The following is a 19508-nucleotide window of genomic DNA, read 5'->3' on the forward strand; positions in this document are numbered from 1 at the left end:
GCGCACCCAACTGTGGCGCAAGCGGCATTTTTCAACTTCATTCGTTGGTTTGTTCTAAAATAACGGGCTACACTGCGCCGGCGGGCTGACTGCCTGGCCACATTGAATAAATGCTTATGTCTAAAAAACTGAATTCCGATCCGGCCAGCTCCGCCCCTGCTGCGCCAGTTTCATTTGAAGAGGCCATGGCCGAACTGGCGGCGCTCGTCACGCAAATGGAATCGGGTCAATTGCCGCTGGAAGCGTCGGTCGCCGCCTATGCGCGCGGGTCGGAACTGGTGAAATATTGTGCAGGCCAGCTCGACAAGGTCGAGTCGCAAGTGAAAATCCTGGAAGGCGATATGCTGAAACCGTTTGCTGATGAGGTGCAGGCATGAGCGCCACGTTCCAGGACTGGATGAAAACCATCCAGGCCGGCATGGAAGCCGACATGGACGGGTACCTGCCGGTGGCCGGCACCGAGCCGGCCAAGCTGCATGAGGCGATGCGCTATGCGCTGCTGGGTGGCGGCAAGCGCGTGCGCCCGCTGCTGGTGTACGCGGCCGGCGCCTTGTCGGGCGCGGAACCGGCCGTGCTGTCGCGCGCGGCGGCGGCGGTGGAAATGATTCACGCGTATTCGCTGGTGCACGACGACATGCCGTGCATGGATGACGATGAACTGCGCCGTGGCAAGCCCACGGTGCATGTGGCCTACGACGACGCCACCGCGCTGCTGGTGGGCGATGCGTTGCAGGCACAGGCATTTTTGGTATTGGCTGACGCGTCCTTACCCCCGGCGCGCCAGGTGGCGATGCTGCGCCTGCTGGCCCATGCGGCCGGTTCGGCGGGGATGTGCGGCGGCCAGGCGATCGACCTGGACAGCGTGGGCATCAGTTTGTCGCTGGAGCAGCTCGAACGCATGCACCAGCTGAAAACAGGCGCCTTGCTGCGCGCGTCGGTGGTGCTGGGCGCGCTGGCCGGCAAGGATTTGTCGGATGACGAAATGACGGCGCTGAACGTGTATGCGCGCGCCATCGGCCTGGCATTCCAGGTGGTCGATGATGTGCTCGATGCGACGGCCGATTCGGCCACCTTGGGCAAGACGGCCGGCAAGGATGCCGCCGACAACAAACCCACGTACGTATCGATCCTCGGCCTGGAGCCGTCGCGCGCACTGGCGGAACAACTGCGGCAGGAAGCGCATGCGGCGCTGGCGCCATTTGGAGACAAAGCACTGCGGTTACGCGAACTGGCGGACCTGATCGTGCAGCGGAAGGCTTAAATGAACTTGCTAGAAAATATCGATGACCCGGCGGACGTGCGCAAACTGGCGCGCCACCAACTGACGCCGCTGGCGCACGAACTGCGCAACTACCTGCTCGACAGCGTTTCGAAGACCGGTGGCCACCTGTCATCCAACCTGGGCACGGTGGAACTGACGGTCGCGCTGCACTATGTGTTCAACACGCCGTATGACCGCATCGTGTGGGACGTTGGCCACCAAACCTATTCGCACAAGATCCTGACCGGCCGCCGCAAGCAGATGCACACCTTGCGCCAGATGGATGGCATTTCCGGCTTCCCGCGCCGCGACGAAAGCGAATACGACACGTTCGGCACCGCCCACTCGTCGACCTCGATTTCCGCCGCGCTGGGGATGGCGCAAGCGGCCAAGATCAAGGGCGAACACCGCCACGCGATCGCCGTGATCGGTGACGGTTCGATGACGGCCGGGATGGCGTTTGAAGCGCTGAACAACGCCGGCGTGCAGGAAGACCTGAATTTGCTGGTGATCCTGAACGACAACGACATGTCGATTTCGCCGCCGGTCGGCGCCTTGAACCGCTACCTGGCGCGTCTGATGTCGGGCCAGTTTTACGCGGCCGCGAAAAACGTCGGCAAGTCCGTGCTGCCGGCGCCGATGCTGGAACTGGCCAAACGCTTCGAAGAACATGCGAAGGGCATGGTGGTGCCGGCCACGATGTTCGAGGAATTCGGTTTCAACTACATCGGCCCGATCGACGGCCACGACCTGGAATCGCTGATCCCGACCCTGGAAAACATCAAGAAGCTCAAGGGCCCGCAATTCTTGCACGTGGTGACGAAAAAGGGCCAGGGCTACAAGCTGGCCGAAGCGGAACCGATCCTGTACCACGGCACCGGCAAATTCAATCCGGCCGAAGGCATCAAGCCGGCCACTACGCCAGCGAAGATCACCTACACCGAAGTGTTCGGCAACTGGTTGTGCGACATGGCGAAACAGGACAAGCGCCTGGTCGGTATCACGCCCGCCATGCGCGAAGGTTCCGGCATGGTGCGCTTTGAAAAAGAAAACCCGGACCGCTACTTCGACGTCGGCATCGCCGAGCAGCATGCGGTGACGTTTGGCGCGGGCCTGGCGTGCGAAGGCTTGAAGCCGGTGGTGGCGATTTATTCGACCTTCCTGCAGCGTGCCTACGACCAGCTGATCCACGACGTGGCGCTGCAAAACCTGGACGTGACGTTTGCGCTGGACCGCGCCGGCCTGGTGGGCGCCGATGGCGCGACCCACGCCGGCAATTATGACCTGGCCTACCTGCGCTGCATCCCGAACATGGTGGTGATGGCGGCATCCGATGAAAACGAATGCCGCCAGATGCTGACCACCGGCTACCACTACCAAGGTCCGGCGGCGGTGCGCTATCCGCGCGGCGCCGGCATCGGCGCCGCGATCGAACCGGCGCTGCACGGCATTGAAATCGGCAAGGGCGAAATCAAGCGCCAGGGCAAGCGTATCGCCATCCTGGCCTTCGGCTCGATGGTGGCGCCAAGCGTGGGCGCGGCCGACCAGCTCGATGCGACGGTCGCCAACATGCGTTTCGTGAAACCGCTCGACGTGGACCTGGTCAGGTTACTGGCCGCGACCCACGACGTGCTGGTGACGGTGGAAGAGGGCTGCATCATGGGTGGCGCTGGCGCCGCCGTGGCGGAAGCGCTGGCGGTGGAAGGTATCGTCAAACCCGTGCTGATGCTGGGCTTGCCGGACAAGTTCATCGACCACGGCGATCCGGCCAAGCTGCTGTCGCTGGCGGGGCTCGACGCCGCCGGCATCGCCGCATCCATCAAAGCCCGCTTCGGCGCGGCCGCCGGTTCCGACGAACCGCGCCTGGTCGTCAACAACGCCTAAAACCACGCCCTCTGCTGCGCGGATACCCAAGTATCCGCGCCACTCCTCCCTTCAAACCCTGTGGGGTCAGGCGTGCATTCATGCGTTTCCGCCGTGGGGTCAGGCGTGCATTCGTGCATACTTTTCCTTGCAGTGAGCGGGCCGCCGCCTAAGTCCCCCCTTCGATTGGCGTCGATGCATCCCGCTCCCGGCCGCCGCCGTGCCCGCTGGTTGGCGAAACAAGCCGTCGCTGCGGGCGTTCTGCCGTATGCTGCCGCCAGCAACGCACGATTGCACGCCTGACCCCGCCGAAAAAACGCATCAATGCACGCCTGACCCCACGGTGTTGCGCGGATGCCAGTGTGTCCACGCAGCTCCCTTCTTTTTCCACAATTGCACGCGATAATGTCCGTTCATACGATGTGGAAGGGGGGCTTATGCGTGCAATATATGGACCTGTACTGGTAGCCGCCGGCCTCGCCGGATTATCCGGCTGCGGCGGCAGCGACGGCGGTCAGCCGTCCAACCCGCGATTGCAGATGGGGGCCGCCCCGTCCACTGAGCCGGTAAAGGCCGACCCCGCGGCCACCGCGGCCAGCGCCCTGGTGTTTTCCGGCAAACGCGGCGACTACACCATCACTGCCGAGGGTTCCGGCTTTCTTGTCACGCCGGTCCATGGCGGCGCGTCTGTCACTGCCGCCAGCAGCCAGCGCCTGCAATTTTCCGATGTTACGGTGTCGTTTGATGTGACGGGCAATGCCGGCAAGGCGTATCGCCTGTACCAGGCCGCCTTCAACCGCGTGCCCGACTCCGCCGGCTTGGGCTATTGGATCGACGTCATGGACCGGGGCGCCGGTTTGCGCGACGTGGCGGCCAGCTTCCTGGCCGATAAGGAATCCAAAACGCTGTATGGCGACAAGCCCACCAATGCGGCGCTGGTCATGGCGTTCTACCAGAACGTGCTGCAGCGCATGCCGGATGCGGCCGGTGCAAAATACTGGACCGACATCCTGGACAGCAAAGCCACCGACGTGCCGGACGTGCTGCAATTCTTCAGCGAAGGGGCCGAAAACAGCGCCCGTGTCCTGCCAGCCATCCGCACCGGCATTGCCTTTACGCCGCTGGCGAAACCCGCCGGCGCGGTGCCGGGCGCACCGCAGATCGGCGTGGCCATCGCAGGCAATGGCAGCGTCAGCATCGCGTTTACCGCGCCAACGCAAGATGGCAGCGCGCCGATTACCAGCTATCAGGCGGCCTGCACGGCTGCCACGGCCGGCAGCGCGACAGTCACCGCGCAGGGCACGGCCAGCCCGCTGGCGGTCACCGGCCTGGCCAACGGGACGGCGTATACGTGCAGCGTGATGGCCATCAACGCGGTAGGCGCTGGCGTGGCGTCGGCCAGCGCCAGCGTGACGCCGGTGGCCGGCGCCGGTTCGTCAGGCTTCAGCGTTACCTCGGCGGCCGGTATGGAAGGCGCCACCATGCCCAATACCTACACCTGCGACGGCACCGGCAAATCGCCCCCGCTGGCATGGAGCGGCGCGCCGTCCGTGACGCAAAGCTACGCGGTGGTGATGAGCACCATCCCCGGCCCGGGCAGCGTCAAATACAACTGGCTGTTGTATAACATTCCCGCCTCCGTCACCAGCCTCGATGCAGGCGGTATGGGCGGCGGCGCGTTCGGCTTTGCCGATGATGGCGCCGGCCTTGGCTATGCGGCGCCCTGTTCGTCCGGCGCGGGCACCAAGACCTATACCTTCACCGTGTATGCGTTGTCGGCGGCGCCCAACCTGTCGGCCTTTACGGCCAGCCAGGTCACAGGCAGTGTGCTGGCGCAGGCGCTGGCCCCGGTCACCTTGAAAACCGCAACGCTGAACCTGCTCAATACCCGCACCCAGGCAACGCTGAATTGCCTGTCGATGAAGCGCGCCATCGGCCCCTATGAAAAAGCCAACAGCCTGGGCATCACGTGCGATGAAACCTACGCGTACTTCAGCACGTACGGCATCCAGACCGCGCACCCGATGATGAAAGGGATTACGCAAACCATCCTGCAAGTGCCGGTGGCGCAAAACTTTACGGGGTCGAATGCATGGAAAATCCCGCTGAACCCGGCCATTGCGGCCAACACCACGACCGCGCTGGACGGCCCGATCGGCGTGGCAGTCAACGGCATCCCCATCTTCAATCCGTGCAAGCAGGGTGGCTGCGAGACGGCGACCGGCGGCGGCGACACCAAGGTGCAGGGGGAGCTGGATATCTGCAACGGCCACGCGGGCCGCGCCGATGACTACCACTACCATGCGGCGCCGGTGTGCATGATGGCGGACCAGTCGTCCAGCTACTGGGACACCCACCCGATCGGCTGGGCGCTCGATGGCTTTGCGATCTTCGGCTACAACAACCCGGACGGCACCACCGCCACGCGCGACGCGGTCTGTGGCGGCAATACGCTGACGCACCAAAACGCGCCTGCGGGATATGCCTATCACGTGACCGATACCAGCCCGTACATCCTGTCGTGCTTCCGGGGTACGCCGAGTCCGGACCTGGCGGGGCAGGGTGGCAAGTTCGCTGTGCTGCACAACCCGAAAGGACCGGGCGGCGGTTCCGGCGTTTCCAACATGTCGCTTAATGCCACGGCCGCCAGCCTGGCCATCGGTGGCACCACGACACTGGAATGGGAGCAGGGGACCAATAAATACCAGATCCTGTATACCCGGACCAGCAGCCTGTGCTGGACGTTCGTGTTCAAGACCAACGGCGTGCAAACCGCCACCGAAAACGATTGCAGGGCATTTTAATGAAACAGTGGATGGCGGCAGCGATGCTGGTCGTGGCGGGGGCGTGCCACGCGCATGAAATGGAAGCGAATCGGGCCACGCTGGTGCTGCGCGACGGCGGCCACCTGTCGCTGACCCTGTACCTCGATTATGCTGCGGCGCTGCACCAGGCGCTGGCGGCAAACCGTCCCTTCGAGGAATTTATGCTGACCCACGCCACCATGCCGGCCGCGCAATTCCAGCAGGCGCTCGATGGCGTGCACCGCAAATTCGAGCAAGGCACGCGCGCAACCCTGAAAGCCGGCCAGCCGCTGGCGTTCCGGGGCTGGCAATGGCCGGCGGCCGTGCAGGTGCAGCAAAAAATGCGTGAACGGGCCATGCTGCTGGTGCGCATGCCGGGCGCCCACAGCCACGAAGCGCCGCTGGAAGTACGGGCGGAACTGGCGGCGGGCGAAGAGTTTCATGCGCTGAAAATGCAGTTTCCGGCGGAATTCCGCGACGTGCTGGTGGTGTCCTACCGCCCCGCACAGGTCTGGGTGAAGCCGGACCAGCCGTCGCCCGCCGTGGTGTTCTGATGGTCCTTGCGCAGGCGTGATTCGTTTCCTATATTGAAATAAATAGTTTATTTCAATTGGGGACATCATGGGCGCCGCGCGCGGTATGGCCGGACTTGCCGGACTTGCCGCTTGCCTGCTGGGCCAGGCTGCAACGGCGCTTGCGCAGCATGCCGAGGCGCCGGAATCCGGGCGCTGGCAAGAGATGCGCTACGGTTTCGATGAAGTCAGCGAATCGCTGGAATTGCGCTACATCGAACAGGTGGTGGCGCTGGCGGCTGCCGGCAAGCTCGATACCGACCGGGCGCTGCTGCGCCGCGTGCAGGCGATCGGCGACGGGCTGGTCGCGGCGGCGGCCAGCTTGAAGCCGGAAGTGGCGCTCTGGCAGTGGGAATGGCATGTGGCGGAAGCGCCGGATGTCGAGGCCAACTGCGAGGCTGGCGGCAAGATCCTGGTGGGCGGCCCGTTCATTCGCGCGCTGGCGCTGGACGATGGCGAACTGGCCGTGCTGCTGGCCCATGAGGTGGCCCACGCGGTGGCGGAACACCATCGCGAAACCCTGTCGGAAGCCATGTTGATGAGCACGCCGTATGTGCCGGTCGAGGTGGCGATCGAGCGGCTCGGCAGCGACTTGCGCATGCAAGTGCGGCTGGCGGGCCTGTCGCACATCCAGGAGCGCGAAGCGGATCAATTGGGCATGGTGATAGCGCACCGCGCAGGCTGGCCGGTGCGGGCCATGACGTCGTTTTACGGAAAACTGGCCGTGCTGGCGGCCACCGAAGGTGGTGAGCCGCTGATCGCCAGCCATCCTCTCTACGCGTCCCGTATCAGCACGGCGCGTGGCATGGTGCGGCTGCTCGGTCCCTAGGCGTTCCCCCGGCGGCGGCGCTCGACCACAGGCGTATCAATGCGGCGCAGCCGCGCCGGTCCTTGCGGGAGCGCGGCCCGCCACGGCGCCGCGCACTACCGCGGCCACTGTTTCCCCCATCACCCGATACCCCGTGTCGCCGGGATGCAGGTGGTCGCCTGAGTCATAGGCCGCCAGCATGCGCGCCGGCCGTTGCGGATCGCGCAGCACCGCATCGAAATCCACCACCGCGTCAAACGCGCCGCTGTTGCGTATCCAGTCGTTGACCTTGCGCCGCACCGCATCCTTGGCGGGGCTGTAGTGGTCCGCCAGCGCGGTGCCCTGCAATGCGTTTTCAAATGGCGTGATGGTGGCGCCGATGATTTTTACGTTGCGGGCGCGGGCGCGGGCAATCAGCTTCAAATAGCCGGCGGCCAGCGCGTCCGCCTGCATGGCCGGGTCGTGCGGCGCGAAGGCGCTGCCTGGCCAGCCGATATCGTTGATGCCCAGCGCCACCACGACCGCCGTGATGCCCGGCTGCGCCAGCACATCCTGTTCGAAACGGGCGGCCGCCCGTTCGCCCATACCGTCCGCCAGCAGGCGCGCACCGCTGATGCCGGCATTGGCGACGGCGACGCCTTGCGGCGCCAGCGTTTGCGCCAGGTAGTCCGGCCAGCGGCGGTCGCGGTCCGGCGCCGAACCATTGCCGTCGGTGATGGAGTCGCCCAACGCCACGACCAGACCGCCACGCCGGGGTGGCGACGGCCTGGCTGCTTGTGTCACTGCTTGAGCCACCGCTGGTGCCGCCGTTCGTCCCGCCGCTTCGGTCGCCGTATGTGCCGCCGATTGTACTGCCGCTTGTGCCGCCGCTTCTGCCGCAGCCGCCGTGCCCGGAACCGGTTCACGGGTTGGCATCGCCACCTGCACTGCATTGAGGAAAACCCGGCCGGGCAGTGGCGCCGCGCCAGGCAGGTTGGCCGCCGCCGTCGCGTTGCCAGCGGCGATTAAGGCGGTTTGCTGCGCCCCCCAGTGGAACGTCGTGACCGCCGCGCGTTGCGGCAGCCAGGTGGATACGCTGAGACGCTCCAGCGGGCGGGCGCGGAAGTCCACGGCGTCGCTGACCGCGTGCTGGCCGGGCGCGATGGTCACGGATACGTTGCCGCCAAATGTCAGCCGCGACGAGCCGGGTGCTGCGCGGCCATTTGCCGCCGGGAAGGCGCCGCCGGACGCGCTGCCGCCGGGTTCCTCCGCTTCGGTGCGCGCAACGCGTGCTTCGCCGATCACCAGTGGTTCCAGCCCATAACGGTTGGACAACACGATCCGCAATTGCGCGCCGCCGGTACTGAGCCGCAGGGTTTGCCGCACCGTCTGGTTTTCCAGGGTGAGCGGGACACCGGTGGGCAGCACGAAACCGCTATCCCACACCGGCTGCGGCGCGGCGTACCAGCTGGTCTGCCATTGTTGCGCCGTGGCTGGCAGGGCCAGGGCTGCGGTCAAGCCGAGTGCGGCAAGTGATTTGAGCATGATGATCTCCTGTTGGTTGACCGGCCCATCTTCGATCATTCCATTCATGTGTGGAAGAAGGAAATCTGGACTATTATTCATTCGATATTGGAATGAGATCGGGATAAACTGAACGATGGATACCATCCGCTCCCTGCAATACTTCGTGCGTGCCGTGGAACTGGGCAGCCTGTCGGCGGTGGCGCGCGAACAGGGCACCACGCAGCCCACGGTCAGCAAGGTGATCGCCGCGCTGGAAGACAGCCTGGGTGTGCGCCTGCTGGAACGCAGCACGGCCAGCCTGTCGCCCACCGTGCAGGGCCGGCGCTTTTACCAGCGCGGCAAGGGCGTGCTGGAGGAATACGGGGAAGCCGTGGCGGAGGCGCGCGGGCAGACCGGGACGGTGGCCGGCCTGTTGCGCGTCAACGCGCCGGTCGCGCTGGGCCAGTTCCGGCTGAACGCACTGGTGCAGGATTTCCTGGCGCATTACCCGGACATGGAAATCGAACTGATCCTGAATGACCGGATGGTGGACCTGGTGGAAGAGGGTGTCGATGTCGCGCTGCGGCTGGGCGGCGATTTGCCGCCCAATGCCGTGGCGCGCCGGATTGGCGGTTCGCCGCGCTGGCTGGTGGCGTCACCGGCTTACCTGAAAGGGCGCCCGCCATTGCGCGGGCCGGAAGACCTGGCGCGGCATGAGTACATCCGCTACGCATGGCTGAGCAGCGGCGGCCGCGTGGAATTGCGCGAGGCATTGAACGACGAGTTGAGCGACCAATTGAGCAATGGCGTGCGCACGGTCGCGGTGGAAACGCATGGCCGTTTCCGCGTGAATAACGCGCTGGCGATACGGGACAGCCTGGTCCTGGGCGCGGGCATCGGCCTGTGCCCGGCCTGGCTGGTGCAGGATTTGCTGGCGGCGCGCAAGCTGCGGCGCGTGCTGCCGCAATGGCAAGGGCTACCGCAGGAAGTGCACCTGCTGTACCCGTCGCGCCGCTACCAGCCTTTGCGTGCGCGGGTATTCATGGACTTCGTGCAGGCCGGATTGCAGCCAATGCTGCAGCCGATGCAGCAGCAGCCTTAAGCGTCGCGCTGCGGCTTGGCCTTCTTCTTGCGTTCGTGCTGCCACAGCACGTCGCCGCCGCCGGCAAAGCGGTTCAACACGCGCGCCAGCACGAACATCAAGTCCGACAGGCGGTTGACGTATTGGCGCGGGTGGTCGTGGATGGTTTCGGTTTTACCCAGGGTGACGATGCTGCGCTCGGCGCGGCGGCAAATGGTGCGGCACACATGGGCCAGCGAAGCGGCGCGCGAACCGGCCGGCAAGATGAATTCCGTCAGCGCCGGCAAGGTCGTGTTGTGCTTGGCCAGCAGCGCGTCAAGCTTTTCCACGTGTTCTTCCTTGATCATCTGGTAGCCGGGAATGCACAGTTCGCCGCCGAGATCGAACAAGTCATGCTGCACGCCGACCAGTTCATCGCGCATGTCGTCCGGCATGTCTTCCGACAGCAGCAGGCCGATATGGGAATTCAATTCATCGACGTCGCCGATGGCGCAAATGCGCACGCTATCCTTGTCGGTACGGGTGCCATCGCCCAGGCCCGTTGTGCCGTTGTCGCCGGTACGGGTTGCGATTTTTGAAAGGCGGTTGCCCATGGTAAGTTTCTCCGCGTGTTTCAGAAATTGGTGAATCCCGGCAGGATACGACAAATACCGGGTTTGCACCTAAAATAAGTCCATGTCCGCCACCACCGCTCAACTTGCCCCTTTCGTTTCGCCCGAACGCCGCCAGCAGGTTGCCGAGGCATTGCTGGCCGTGCTGCCGTCGAGCGCGGTCCTGAGCGCCCCGGAAGATACCCGCCCCTATGAATGCGACGGCCTGTCCGCCTACCGCCAGTTGCCGATGATCGTCGTGCTGCCTGCCGATGAGCAGCAAGTGCTGGCGGTGCTGGAAGTGTGCCGCCGCTTGCGGGTGCCCGTGGTGCCGCGCGGCGCCGGCACCGGATTGTCGGGCGGCGCGATGCCGATCGCCGACGGCGTGGTGCTGTCGACCGCGCGCATGAGCCGCATTGTGCGGCTCGACGCCTATTCCCGCACGGCCGTGGTGCAGCCGGGCGTGCGCAACCTGGCCATTTCCGAAGCAGCCGCGCCGCACGGCCTGTATTACGCGCCCGATCCCTCGTCGCAGATCGCCTGCACCATCGGCGGCAACGTGGCGGAAAACTCGGGCGGTGTGCATTGCCTCAAATACGGCCTCACTGTCCACAATGTGCTGCGGGTGCGGATCGGCACCATCGAGGGCGATGTGATCGAATTGGGGAGTGAGGCGCCCGACGCGCCGGGCCTGGATTTGCTGGCCGCGTTCATTGGTTCCGAGGGCATGCTGGGCATCGTGCTGGAAGTGACGGTCAAGCTGGTGCCGAAACCGGCCATGGCGCGCGTCATCATGGCCTCGTTTGACGATGTCACGGCTGGCGGCAATGCGGTGGCGGACGTGATCGCGGCCGGCATCATTCCGGCCGGGCTGGAAATGATGGACCGCACTTCGTCGCGCATGGTCGAACCGTTCGTCAAGGCCGGCTATGACACGGAAGCCGCCGCCATCCTGCTGTGCGAAGCCGATGGCACTGTGGAAGAAGTGGAAGAGGAAATTGCCCGCATGGCGGCGGTGCTGCGCGCGGCGGGAGCGGGCGCGATCACGGTGTCTTCCAGCGAAGCGGAGCGGCTGAAGTTCTGGTCGGGCCGCAAGAACGCGTTTCCCGCAGCGGGCCGCATTTCTCCCGACTATTACTGCATGGATGGCACCATCCCCCGCAAGCACCTGGCACGTGTGCTGCAGGGGATCGAAGCGATGGAACACAAGTACGGCTTGCGCTGCGCCAATGTGTTCCATGCCGGCGACGGCAATTTGCACCCGCTGATCCTGTTCGATGCGAACCAGCCCGATGAATTGCGCCGCGCCGAAGCGTTTGGCGCCGATATCCTGGCGCTGTGCGTGGAAGTGGGCGGCACCATCACCGGTGAACATGGCGTCGGCATCGAGAAAATCGATTCCATGTGCGTGCAATTCACGGCGGCCGAGTTGCAGGCGTTCTTTGCCCTGAAGCGTGCCTTTGACCCGCTGTCGCTGCTCAATCCCGACAAGGCGATTCCGACGCTGAACCGCTGCGCTGAATTCGGCAAGCTGCGCGTGACGGGCGGCGTGTTGCCGCATCCGGACTTGCCCCGTTTTTAAGGAACCGTTTTGGCAACCATGATGCTCGATACCTTCCGTGACCAGGTCCGCCAGGCGGCGGCCGATAAAACGCCGCTGCGCATCCGTGGCGGCGGCACCAAGGACTGGTATGGCGGCGCCCCCATCGGCGCCTTGCTCGATACCAGCGGCCATGCCGGGGTGGTGGATTATGAACCGTCGGAACTGGTGATCACCGCGCGTTGCGGTACGCCGCTGGCCGACATCGAAGCACTGCTGGCGCGGCACGGGCAAATGCTGGCGTTCGAGCCGCCCCGGTTTGGCGCGGCATCGACCATCGGCGGCGTGGTGGCGGCAGGCTTGTCGGGGCCGCGCCGCATGGCGGCCGGCAGCGTGCGCGATTTCGTGCTGGGTGCGCAATTGATGAATAGCGCCGGCGAGGTATTGAATTTTGGCGGCCAGGTCATGAAAAACGTGGCCGGCTATGACGTGTCCCGGCTGCTGGCCGGGTCCATGGGCACCCTGGGCCTGATCACGCAAGTGTCGCTGAAAGTGTTGCCGGCGCCAGTGCGGGAAGCCACCTTGCGGATGCCGCTCGATGAAATTGCCGCGCTGCGCCAGCTCAACGAGTGGGCCGGCCAGCCACTGCCGCTGTCGGCCAGTTGCTGGCATGGCGGCGTGCTGTCGCTGCGCCTGTCCGGCGCCGACAGCGCGGTGGCGGCGGCAGTGGACAAGCTGGGCGCGGGAACGCAGGCATCGGTCATGCCGGATGCCGATGCGCAGGCGCTGTGGTCTTCCTTGCGCGATCACACCCATCCGTACTTCGACACGCCGCACTTGTGGCGAATGGCGGTGCCGCCCCATGCCAGCGCGATCATCCTGAAAGGACAATCGCTGATCGAGTGGGGCGGCGGCCAGCGCTGGCTGCATGCCGATGCCGCATGTGCCGAACCTGCCGCGCGCGCCGCCGATATCCGCCGCACCGTGGCGGCGTCCGGCGGCCATGCCACCTTGTTCCGTTCTCCGGATAAAAGCGTGCCGGTATTCCATCCGCAATCGCCCGCGCTGGCGCTGCTGAACCGGCGCATGCGACAGGCGTTCGATCCGGACCGGCTGTTCAATCCGGGCAGGTTATTCGCCGAGGAGGACGCGGACTATGCAAACTAAGCTGGCGGACTTCATCAAGAACACCCGCGACGGCGATGAAGCCGAAGCGATCCTGCGCGCCTGCGTGCATTGCGGCTTTTGCACGGCCACCTGTCCCACGTACCAGTTGCTGGGCGATGAACTCGATGGTCCGCGCGGCCGCATCTACCTGATCAAGCAAGTGCTGGAAGGCGCGCCGGTCACAACGAAGACGCAAACGCACCTGGACCGCTGCCTGACCTGCCGCAGCTGTGAAAGCACCTGTCCGTCCGGCGTGCGGTATGGACGGCTGGCCGATATCGGCCGCAAGGTGGTGGACAGCCAGGTGCCGCGTCCGCTGCCCGAACGCATCCGGCGTTATGTGTTGAAAGAGGCGCTGCCACGCCGCTGGCTGTTCACGCCGGCCGTCAAACTGGGACGGCTGGTGCGGCCTTTATTGTCGAAAGACTTGCAGGACAAGCTGGTGGCGGCGCGTCCGGCCGGCGCCTGGCCTCAGCGCACCCATGCGCGCCGCATGCTGGTGTTGCAGGGCTGCGTGCAACCGGGGCTGGCGCCATCGATCAATGCGGCGGCGGCGCGCGTGCTCGACGCGCTGGGGATCACCCTGTTTGCCGCGCCGGTGGCGGGATGCTGCGGCGCGCTGCGCTACCACTTGAATGACCAGGATGGCGGGCTCGATGACATGCGCCGCAATATCGATGCGTGGTGGCCTTATGTGTCGGGCGAACCTGGTACTGGTGAACCGGGCGCAGAGCCGGTGGAAGCCATCGTCATGACGGCGTCCGGATGCGGCGCCAGCGTCAGGGAATATGGCCACCTGCTGGCGCATGATCCGGCCTATGCCGTCAAGGCGCAGCGGATTGCCGCCATGACGCGCGACCTCAGCGAAGTGCTGGCGGCGCTGGAAGCGCCGGTCCGCGCGCTGGCGGCGGACCGCCAGGGCGCGGGCGGCGCGCACATCGCGTATCACCCGCCCTGCACACTGCAGCATGGCCAGCAAATCCGGGGCAAGGCGGAGCAGGTGCTGCGCGCGGCCGGGGTCGAGGTGGCGCTGTGCGCGGACAGCCATTTATGCTGCGGTTCCGCCGGCACCTATTCGATGCTGCAGCCGGAGCTGTCGCATCAGCTGCGCGAGCGCAAGCTGGCGGCGCTGGAAGAGACCGGGGCGCCGGTGTATGCCTCGGCGAACATCGGTTGCCAGGCGCATTTGCAGGCGGGGACGGACAAGCCGGTACTGCACTGGATAGAAATACTGGAGCAGGCGTTGATATCGTAGGGCGGTTTCCGCGCTGCGGAAGCCGCCATGCATGCGCCGCGTTGACGCAGGCAGGCGGCTTTGTAAAAGCCGCCCTACGCGGTCAGCGTCCCCGTGCCGTTAATCCCGCTCCGCCCACTTGGTCATGATTTCCACGGCCTGGGGAATCAGCCCCAGGAACAAATCCACCAGCGCCGGATCGAAATGCTGCCCCCGCTGCTCCCGTAAATGGTCGCACGCCTGTTCCACCGTCCACGCGCGTTTATAGGGCCGCACGGACGTCAGCGCATCAAACACGTCGGCGATCGCCACGATGCGTCCCGCCAGCGGGATGGCTTCGCCTTTCAGTCCGGCCGGATAACCGCTGCCGTCCCATTTTTCGTGGTGGGTGCGCGCCACGTCGTAGGCCACGGCCAGCATGCCGGTCGCATGGTCACCGATGATGCTGGCGCCAATGGTGGGGTGGTTCTGCATCTCTTTCCACTCGTCGGGATCGAGTTTGGCGGGCTTTTGCAGGATGCGGTCGGGAATGCCGATCTTGCCGATGTCGTGCATTGGCGCCGCATTGAACAAGTCGTCCACGTCATCTTCATGCAACCCCGCCGCGATGCCCAGCAGGCGCGCGTAATGGCTCATGCGGATCACGTGCAGGCCGGTTTCGTTATCCTTGTACTCGGCCGCCAATCCCAGGCGCTGCACGATTTCCAGCCGGCTCGCTTTCAGTTCATCCATGCGCACCAGCGACAGGTGCAACTGTACGCGCGCCTTCACCACGGGCGGGCTGACGGGCTTGGTGATGTAGTCGACGCCGCCCGCCTCAAAGCCCGCCACTTCATCGACCGTATCGGTCAGCGCCGTGACAAAGATCACGGGAATGCCTGAGGTGGCAGGGTCGGCTTTCAAGTGCTTGCACACTTCATAGCCGGTCATGTCCGGCATCATCACGTCCAGCAAGATCAGGTCCGGCTGTTCGCGCGCCGCCAGTTCCAGCGCGCGCGGGCCATCCTTGGCAAACAGCAGCCGGTAGCGGTCTTGCAGGATTTGCCGCAGCAATTGCAGGTTGATCGGTTCGTCATCGACAGCCAGGATGACGGCCTGGCGCTTGTTGTTCATGGTGTACTCCCGGCCGCTGGCGGCAGGCAGGCAGCCAGCAGCGCCTCCAGCCGCGCGTGGGCCGCGCTGAAATCAAAATTATCCATCGCACCGCGCAATTCATCGAGCTTGCCCGGCGCGGCGTGGCCGGCCAGCGCTTGCGCGAAGGATTGCAGCAGGGCCTCGTCGAACGCTCCGCTGTCGATCGACTGGTGCAGCCGGTCCGCCAGCGCACGCACGTGCGCCGCATCGAGCGCCGGCGCTGCCGCCGCCTGCTCCGCCGCGCCGGAGGCGGCGCCACCCCGGTCTTGGGCTGCCAGCACCGTGGTCATGGCGGCGCAGGCGATGGCCACCTGCTCACTGGTTTGCGCCAGCAGCGCTGCCAGCGTATTGCGGCTGTCGGGCTCGTCCATCGCCGCATCGGCGCTGGCGGCGGCCTGTTGCCATGCATGTTCGAGGCGGTCGAGCACGGCCGCCAGCTGTTCCAGTCCCAGGTTGGCCGCCACGCCCTTGACCTGGTGCGTCAGTGCCGCGCCATCCAAATAGCGTTCGCCGGACATGATGGCGCCCAGTTGCTGGCCGAGGCCCATGCGTTCCTGTACGAACATGTGCAAGGCCCGGTAATACGGCTGTTCCTGGCCGCCCCAGCGTCGCAACCCCTGGCCCAGGTTCAGCACGCGCGGTACGCCGCTATCATCTTCCTGGGGCAATTCAGGCAAGTCCAGCCCCAGCACGCGCGCCAGTTCCTTCACCAGCACCAGCATGTCGACGGGTTTCGGTGAAAAACCATCCATGCCGGCGATGCTGGTGGCAGTCCGGTCTTTTTCCAGCACGCTGGCCGTCATGGCGATGATGGGCACGCGCGGGCGGCCCTGCGCCTGCTCTTCGGCGCGGATGCGGCGCGTGGCTTCCAGCCCGTCCATGAAGGGCATTTGCACATCCATCAGGATCACGTCGAACCGGCCATCCGCCGCCAGTTGCACGGCGGCCGCACCGTCGCTGGCGGTAACGACGGAGTGGCCCCGTTTGCCCAGCAATAAGGTCAGCAATTCCAGGTTTTGCGGCACATCGTCGGCCGCCAGGATTTGCAGCGCCGGTAATGGCGGTAATGCCTGCTGGTTGTCCTGCTGTCCGGGGTTGGTCGTCGAGGTGGCATAGATCAGCGGCAGCTGCACGTGGAATTCACTGCCCTGGCCCTCGACACTGGTGGCCCAGATGCGCCCCCCCATCAGCTCCGTCAACTGCTTGCAGATCGTGGTGCCCAGGCCGGTGCCGCCAAAGCGCCGGTTCATCGAGGCATCGGCTTGGGTAAACGGTTCAAAAATCGCCCCCAGCCGGTTTTCCGGGATCCCGATGCCGGTGTCGGTGACCGTGACGTGCAATTGTTCCAGGCCGTCCTGTTCATCCAGCGCCAGCGCCAGCGTGACATGGCCGGCACTGGTGAATTTGATGGCGTTGCCCAGTAAATTGGTCAGCACCTGGCGCACGCGCAATTCGTCGCCGCGCAGCCGGTGCGGCAGCGCGTCGCTGTACTGCACGCTCAGCACCAGCCCTTTGGCGGCGGCATTGGCGCCCATGGTCGAGGACAGTTCATCGACCAGCCCCAGCAGGTTGTAATCGCTTTCTTCCAGTTCCACGGCGCCCTTGTCGAGTTTTGCCGTGTCGAGGATTTCATTGAGCAGCCGCAGCAGCGAGCGGGCGGAGTTGCGCACCGTGTCCAGATGGCGGCGCTGGTCGGGCGCCAGTTCACCCTGCAGCAGCACGTCGGTGAAGCCGAGGATGGAGTTCATTGGCGTGCGGATTTCATGGCTCATGTTGGCCAGGAACGCCGAGCGCGCGGCGGCGGCCTGTTCGGCGCGCTCCTTCGCCGTGCGCAATTCCTCTTCCATCTGGCGCCGACCGGAAATATCGAGGATCACGCCGTCCAGCCATTTCACCTTGCCCTTGTCGTCAAAAATGGCGCTGCCGTTTTCCCACATCCAGCGGATGCTGCCGTCACGGTGGCGCAACCGGTATTCAATGGTGAACGGTTCGCTGCGCGAGATCGCCAGTTCCAGGCCGCGCGCCACGTGTTCGTGGTCGTCCGGGTGGATCAGGTCGCCATAGAGCCGGGTGGCGGGCGCACCGAGGAATTCTTCCGGCGGATAGCCGGTCAGGGTTTCCACCGCCGCGCTGACAAACACCATGGGCCAGCCCGGCGCGTGCAGCGCGCGGTAGGAAATGCCGGGGATATTGCCGATCAGCGAGCGGAATTGCTGTTCGCTGTCGCGCAGCGCCTGTTCCATGGCCTTGCGTTCGCTGATGTCGGTGACGAAACACACATACAAATCCTGGTTCGCCAGCCGCGCATGGCCATAGGCATTGCGCACCGGGACCTTGGCGCCGCTTTTGTGCAGGGCGAGGATATCCTGGCTTTCGCCGATCATGCCTTCGCGGCCATCCTTCAAATGGCTGAGCAAACCGTCGCGCGCGGAGCGGGCCGGGTCGGCAATCAGCAGGCGTACATTCTTGCCGACGATTTCTTCCCGCTTCCAGCCAAAGATGCGTTCGGCCGACTTGTTGAATTCGCGGATGGTGCCGTCCGATTCCACCGTCACCACGCCATCGACCGCGGTTTCCAGCAGGGCGCGCATCCACGATTCGCTTTCCCGCAACTGGAAGAACAGCGCGCGGTAGCGCAGCAAGCCATTGGCCGACGTCACCAGCAAGGTGAACACCGCCGTGATCAGCGAGACGGCCAGCGCCAGGAAGGGCGCATTGAGGATTTCACTGGCGGCGTCCGGTTCCACCCGGCCGACGAAGCGGGCCGCCGCCATGCCGGTGTAATGCATGCCGGCGATGGCGCAGCCCATGGTGACGCCGGCAATGCCCAACCGCGTCGATTCCGTGATCCACGTGCGCAGCATCGACAGGCCAAAGCGCACCCACAGCGCCAGGGTGGCCAGCGCCACCGCCACTAGGATCGACAAGCCGAACATCCACGGGTCATAGCGCAATTCCAGCGTGCTGCGCATGGCCGCCATGCCGGTGTAGTGCATGGCGCCGATGCCGGCGCCCACCAGCACGCCGCCCATCAGCAATTGCCAGCCATTGATGCGTTTGCGGCCGATCAGCGACAGCGCCACGCAGGACGCGGCAATGCTGGGCAGCATCGACCAGATCGTCAGGGCGCGGTCATATTCGACGCCGGTGCACAGGTTAAAGGCCAGCATGCCGATGAAGTGCATGGCCCACACGCCGCTGCCCAGCGCCAGGCTGCCGGTCAGCAGCGCCGCGCGGCGCAGGTTCGGGGTGGCCGCGGACGCCGCCTGGCCCGCCATCTGCAATCCCATCCACGATGAAAAGCTGGCCACCACCACCGACAGCACGACCAGCCAGGGATCATAAATCCCATAGGTCAGCATCGATGGATCGGTGGGCGGGGAAAACAGTTGTGTCAGGTATGCGGTGACTGTAGTCATTTTGGCACCATAAAAAACAAAGCCCGGCAAAGGCCGGGCTGAAATGCGCCTATTCCGCCAGCAGTTTTGCTATGTCGTCCGTCAATTCTTCGGGCTTGGTGGTGGGCGCATAGCGCTTGTACACGGTGCCATCCTTGCGGACCAGGAACTTGGTGAAATTCCATTTGATGCCTTCCGTGCCCAGCAGCCCCGGCGAGGCTTTTTTCAAGTGCTTGTACAGCGGGTGTGCATCGTCGCCATTGACGTCGATCTTGGAAAACATGGGGAAGCTGACACCATAATTTTTCTGGCAAAACGCGCCGATTTCCTCTTCCGCGCCCGGTTCCTGCGAACCGAACTGGTTGCACGGGAAACCCAGTACTTCCACGCCCTGATCCTTGAATTGCTTGTAGACGGTTTCCAGGCCTTCATATTGCGGCGTGAAACCGCACTTGCTGGCCGTGTTCACGATCAGCAGCACCTTGCCCTTGTACTGCGACAGGTCGACGGCTTTGCCGGCCAGGGAATCGGCCTTGAAGTCAAAGACAGTGGTCATTGTTATCCTAGTAAT

General features: G+C 64.9%; 15 protein-coding genes. 10 read left to right on the forward strand and 5 right to left on the reverse strand.

Annotated features, from left to right (window positions below; all coding sequences use genetic code 11):
* Nucleotides 1-116: 116 nt before the first annotated feature.
* The 6 genes from AC1RRC_RS27075 to AC1RRC_RS27100 all read left to right on the forward strand — a co-directional run bounded on the left by AC1RRC_RS27075 (nt 117) and on the right by AC1RRC_RS27100 (nt 7329).
* On the forward strand, nt 117-377 hold the full coding sequence (locus tag AC1RRC_RS27075; protein WP_493058710.1) for an exodeoxyribonuclease VII small subunit: 261 nt from the start codon (nt 117-119) through the stop codon (nt 375-377).
* Nucleotides 374-1261: a polyprenyl synthetase family protein gene (locus tag AC1RRC_RS27080; protein ID WP_493058711.1), complete on the forward strand. Its 888-nt coding sequence runs from the start codon at nt 374-376 to the stop codon at nt 1259-1261. The genes AC1RRC_RS27075 and AC1RRC_RS27080 overlap by 4 nt, the downstream gene beginning before the upstream one ends.
* Nucleotides 1262-3145, forward strand: a complete 1884-nt coding sequence (gene dxs / locus AC1RRC_RS27085) for a 1-deoxy-D-xylulose-5-phosphate synthase (RefSeq protein ID WP_493058712.1) — start codon at nt 1262-1264, stop codon at nt 3143-3145.
* Between the two features lie 416 nt (nt 3146-3561).
* Nucleotides 3562-5928, forward strand: a complete 2367-nt coding sequence (locus AC1RRC_RS27090) for a YHYH protein (RefSeq protein ID WP_493058713.1) — start codon at nt 3562-3564, stop codon at nt 5926-5928.
* Nucleotides 5928-6482, forward strand: coding sequence for a hypothetical protein (locus AC1RRC_RS27095; RefSeq protein WP_493058714.1), 555 nt, complete (start codon nt 5928-5930; stop codon nt 6480-6482). Before AC1RRC_RS27090 ends, AC1RRC_RS27095 begins: the two co-directional genes overlap by 1 nt.
* Before the next feature lie 67 nt (nt 6483-6549).
* Nucleotides 6550-7329 carry a M48 family metalloprotease gene (locus AC1RRC_RS27100; protein WP_493058715.1) on the forward strand — a complete coding sequence of 260 codons (780 nt, stop codon included), beginning with the start codon at nt 6550-6552 and terminating at the stop codon, nt 7327-7329.
* 36 nt (nt 7330-7365) lie between these two features.
* Here the strand turns inward: AC1RRC_RS27100 and AC1RRC_RS27105 are convergent, their stop codons facing one another.
* Entirely contained in the window at nt 7366-8832 is a 1467-nt protein-coding gene (locus AC1RRC_RS27105; protein WP_493058716.1) for an SGNH/GDSL hydrolase family protein, read from the reverse strand.
* Between the two features lie 115 nt (nt 8833-8947).
* On the opposite strand from AC1RRC_RS27105, the gene AC1RRC_RS27110 reads away from it, so the two are divergent.
* Nucleotides 8948-9895: a LysR family transcriptional regulator gene (locus AC1RRC_RS27110; RefSeq protein ID WP_493058717.1), complete on the forward strand. Its 948-nt coding sequence runs from the start codon at nt 8948-8950 to the stop codon at nt 9893-9895.
* On the opposite strand, the gene AC1RRC_RS27115 is transcribed toward AC1RRC_RS27110, so the two are convergent.
* Nucleotides 9892-10467: a cob(I)yrinic acid a,c-diamide adenosyltransferase gene (locus AC1RRC_RS27115; RefSeq protein WP_493058718.1), complete on the reverse strand. Its 576-nt coding sequence runs from the start codon at nt 10465-10467 to the stop codon at nt 9892-9894. The two genes, AC1RRC_RS27110 and AC1RRC_RS27115, sit on opposite strands and share 4 nt — an antisense overlap.
* Nucleotides 10468-10549: 82 nt before the next feature.
* On the opposite strand from AC1RRC_RS27115, the gene AC1RRC_RS27120 reads away from it, so the two are divergent.
* The 3 genes from AC1RRC_RS27120 to glcF are packed head-to-tail and all read left to right on the forward strand — an operon-like array spanning nt 10550 to nt 14426.
* Entirely contained in the window at nt 10550-12046 is a 1497-nt protein-coding gene (locus AC1RRC_RS27120; protein ID WP_493058719.1) for an FAD-linked oxidase C-terminal domain-containing protein, read from the forward strand.
* Nucleotides 12047-12064: 18 nt separating this feature from the next.
* Nucleotides 12065-13171, forward strand: a complete 1107-nt coding sequence (gene glcE / locus AC1RRC_RS27125; protein WP_493058804.1) for a glycolate oxidase subunit GlcE — start codon at nt 12065-12067, stop codon at nt 13169-13171.
* Nucleotides 13161-14426 carry a glycolate oxidase subunit GlcF gene (glcF, locus tag AC1RRC_RS27130; RefSeq protein WP_493058720.1) on the forward strand — a complete coding sequence of 422 codons (1266 nt, stop codon included), beginning with the start codon at nt 13161-13163 and terminating at the stop codon, nt 14424-14426. The genes glcE and glcF overlap by 11 nt, the downstream gene beginning before the upstream one ends.
* 99 nt (nt 14427-14525) lie before the next feature.
* On the opposite strand, the gene AC1RRC_RS27135 is transcribed toward glcF, so the two are convergent.
* Genes AC1RRC_RS27135 through AC1RRC_RS27145 form a run of 3 tightly spaced genes read right to left on the reverse strand, consistent with a single transcriptional unit; the run spans nt 14526 to nt 19493 of the window.
* A complete protein-coding gene (locus AC1RRC_RS27135; RefSeq protein WP_493058721.1) occupies nt 14526-15518 on the reverse strand; it encodes an HD domain-containing phosphohydrolase in 993 nt (330 codons plus the stop codon).
* On the reverse strand, nt 15515-18958 hold the full coding sequence (locus AC1RRC_RS27140; RefSeq protein WP_493058722.1) for an MHYT domain-containing protein: 3444 nt from the start codon (nt 18956-18958) through the stop codon (nt 15515-15517). The genes AC1RRC_RS27135 and AC1RRC_RS27140 overlap by 4 nt, the downstream gene beginning before the upstream one ends.
* 49 nt (nt 18959-19007) lie before the next feature.
* Complete coding sequence (locus AC1RRC_RS27145) at nt 19008-19493, reverse strand: glutathione peroxidase (RefSeq protein ID WP_493058723.1); 486 nt, start codon at nt 19491-19493, stop codon at nt 19008-19010.
* Nucleotides 19494-19508: the final 15 nt, after the last annotated feature.

It is taken from the genome of Pseudoduganella sp. GW821-FHT12E03, from assembly GCF_058807115.1.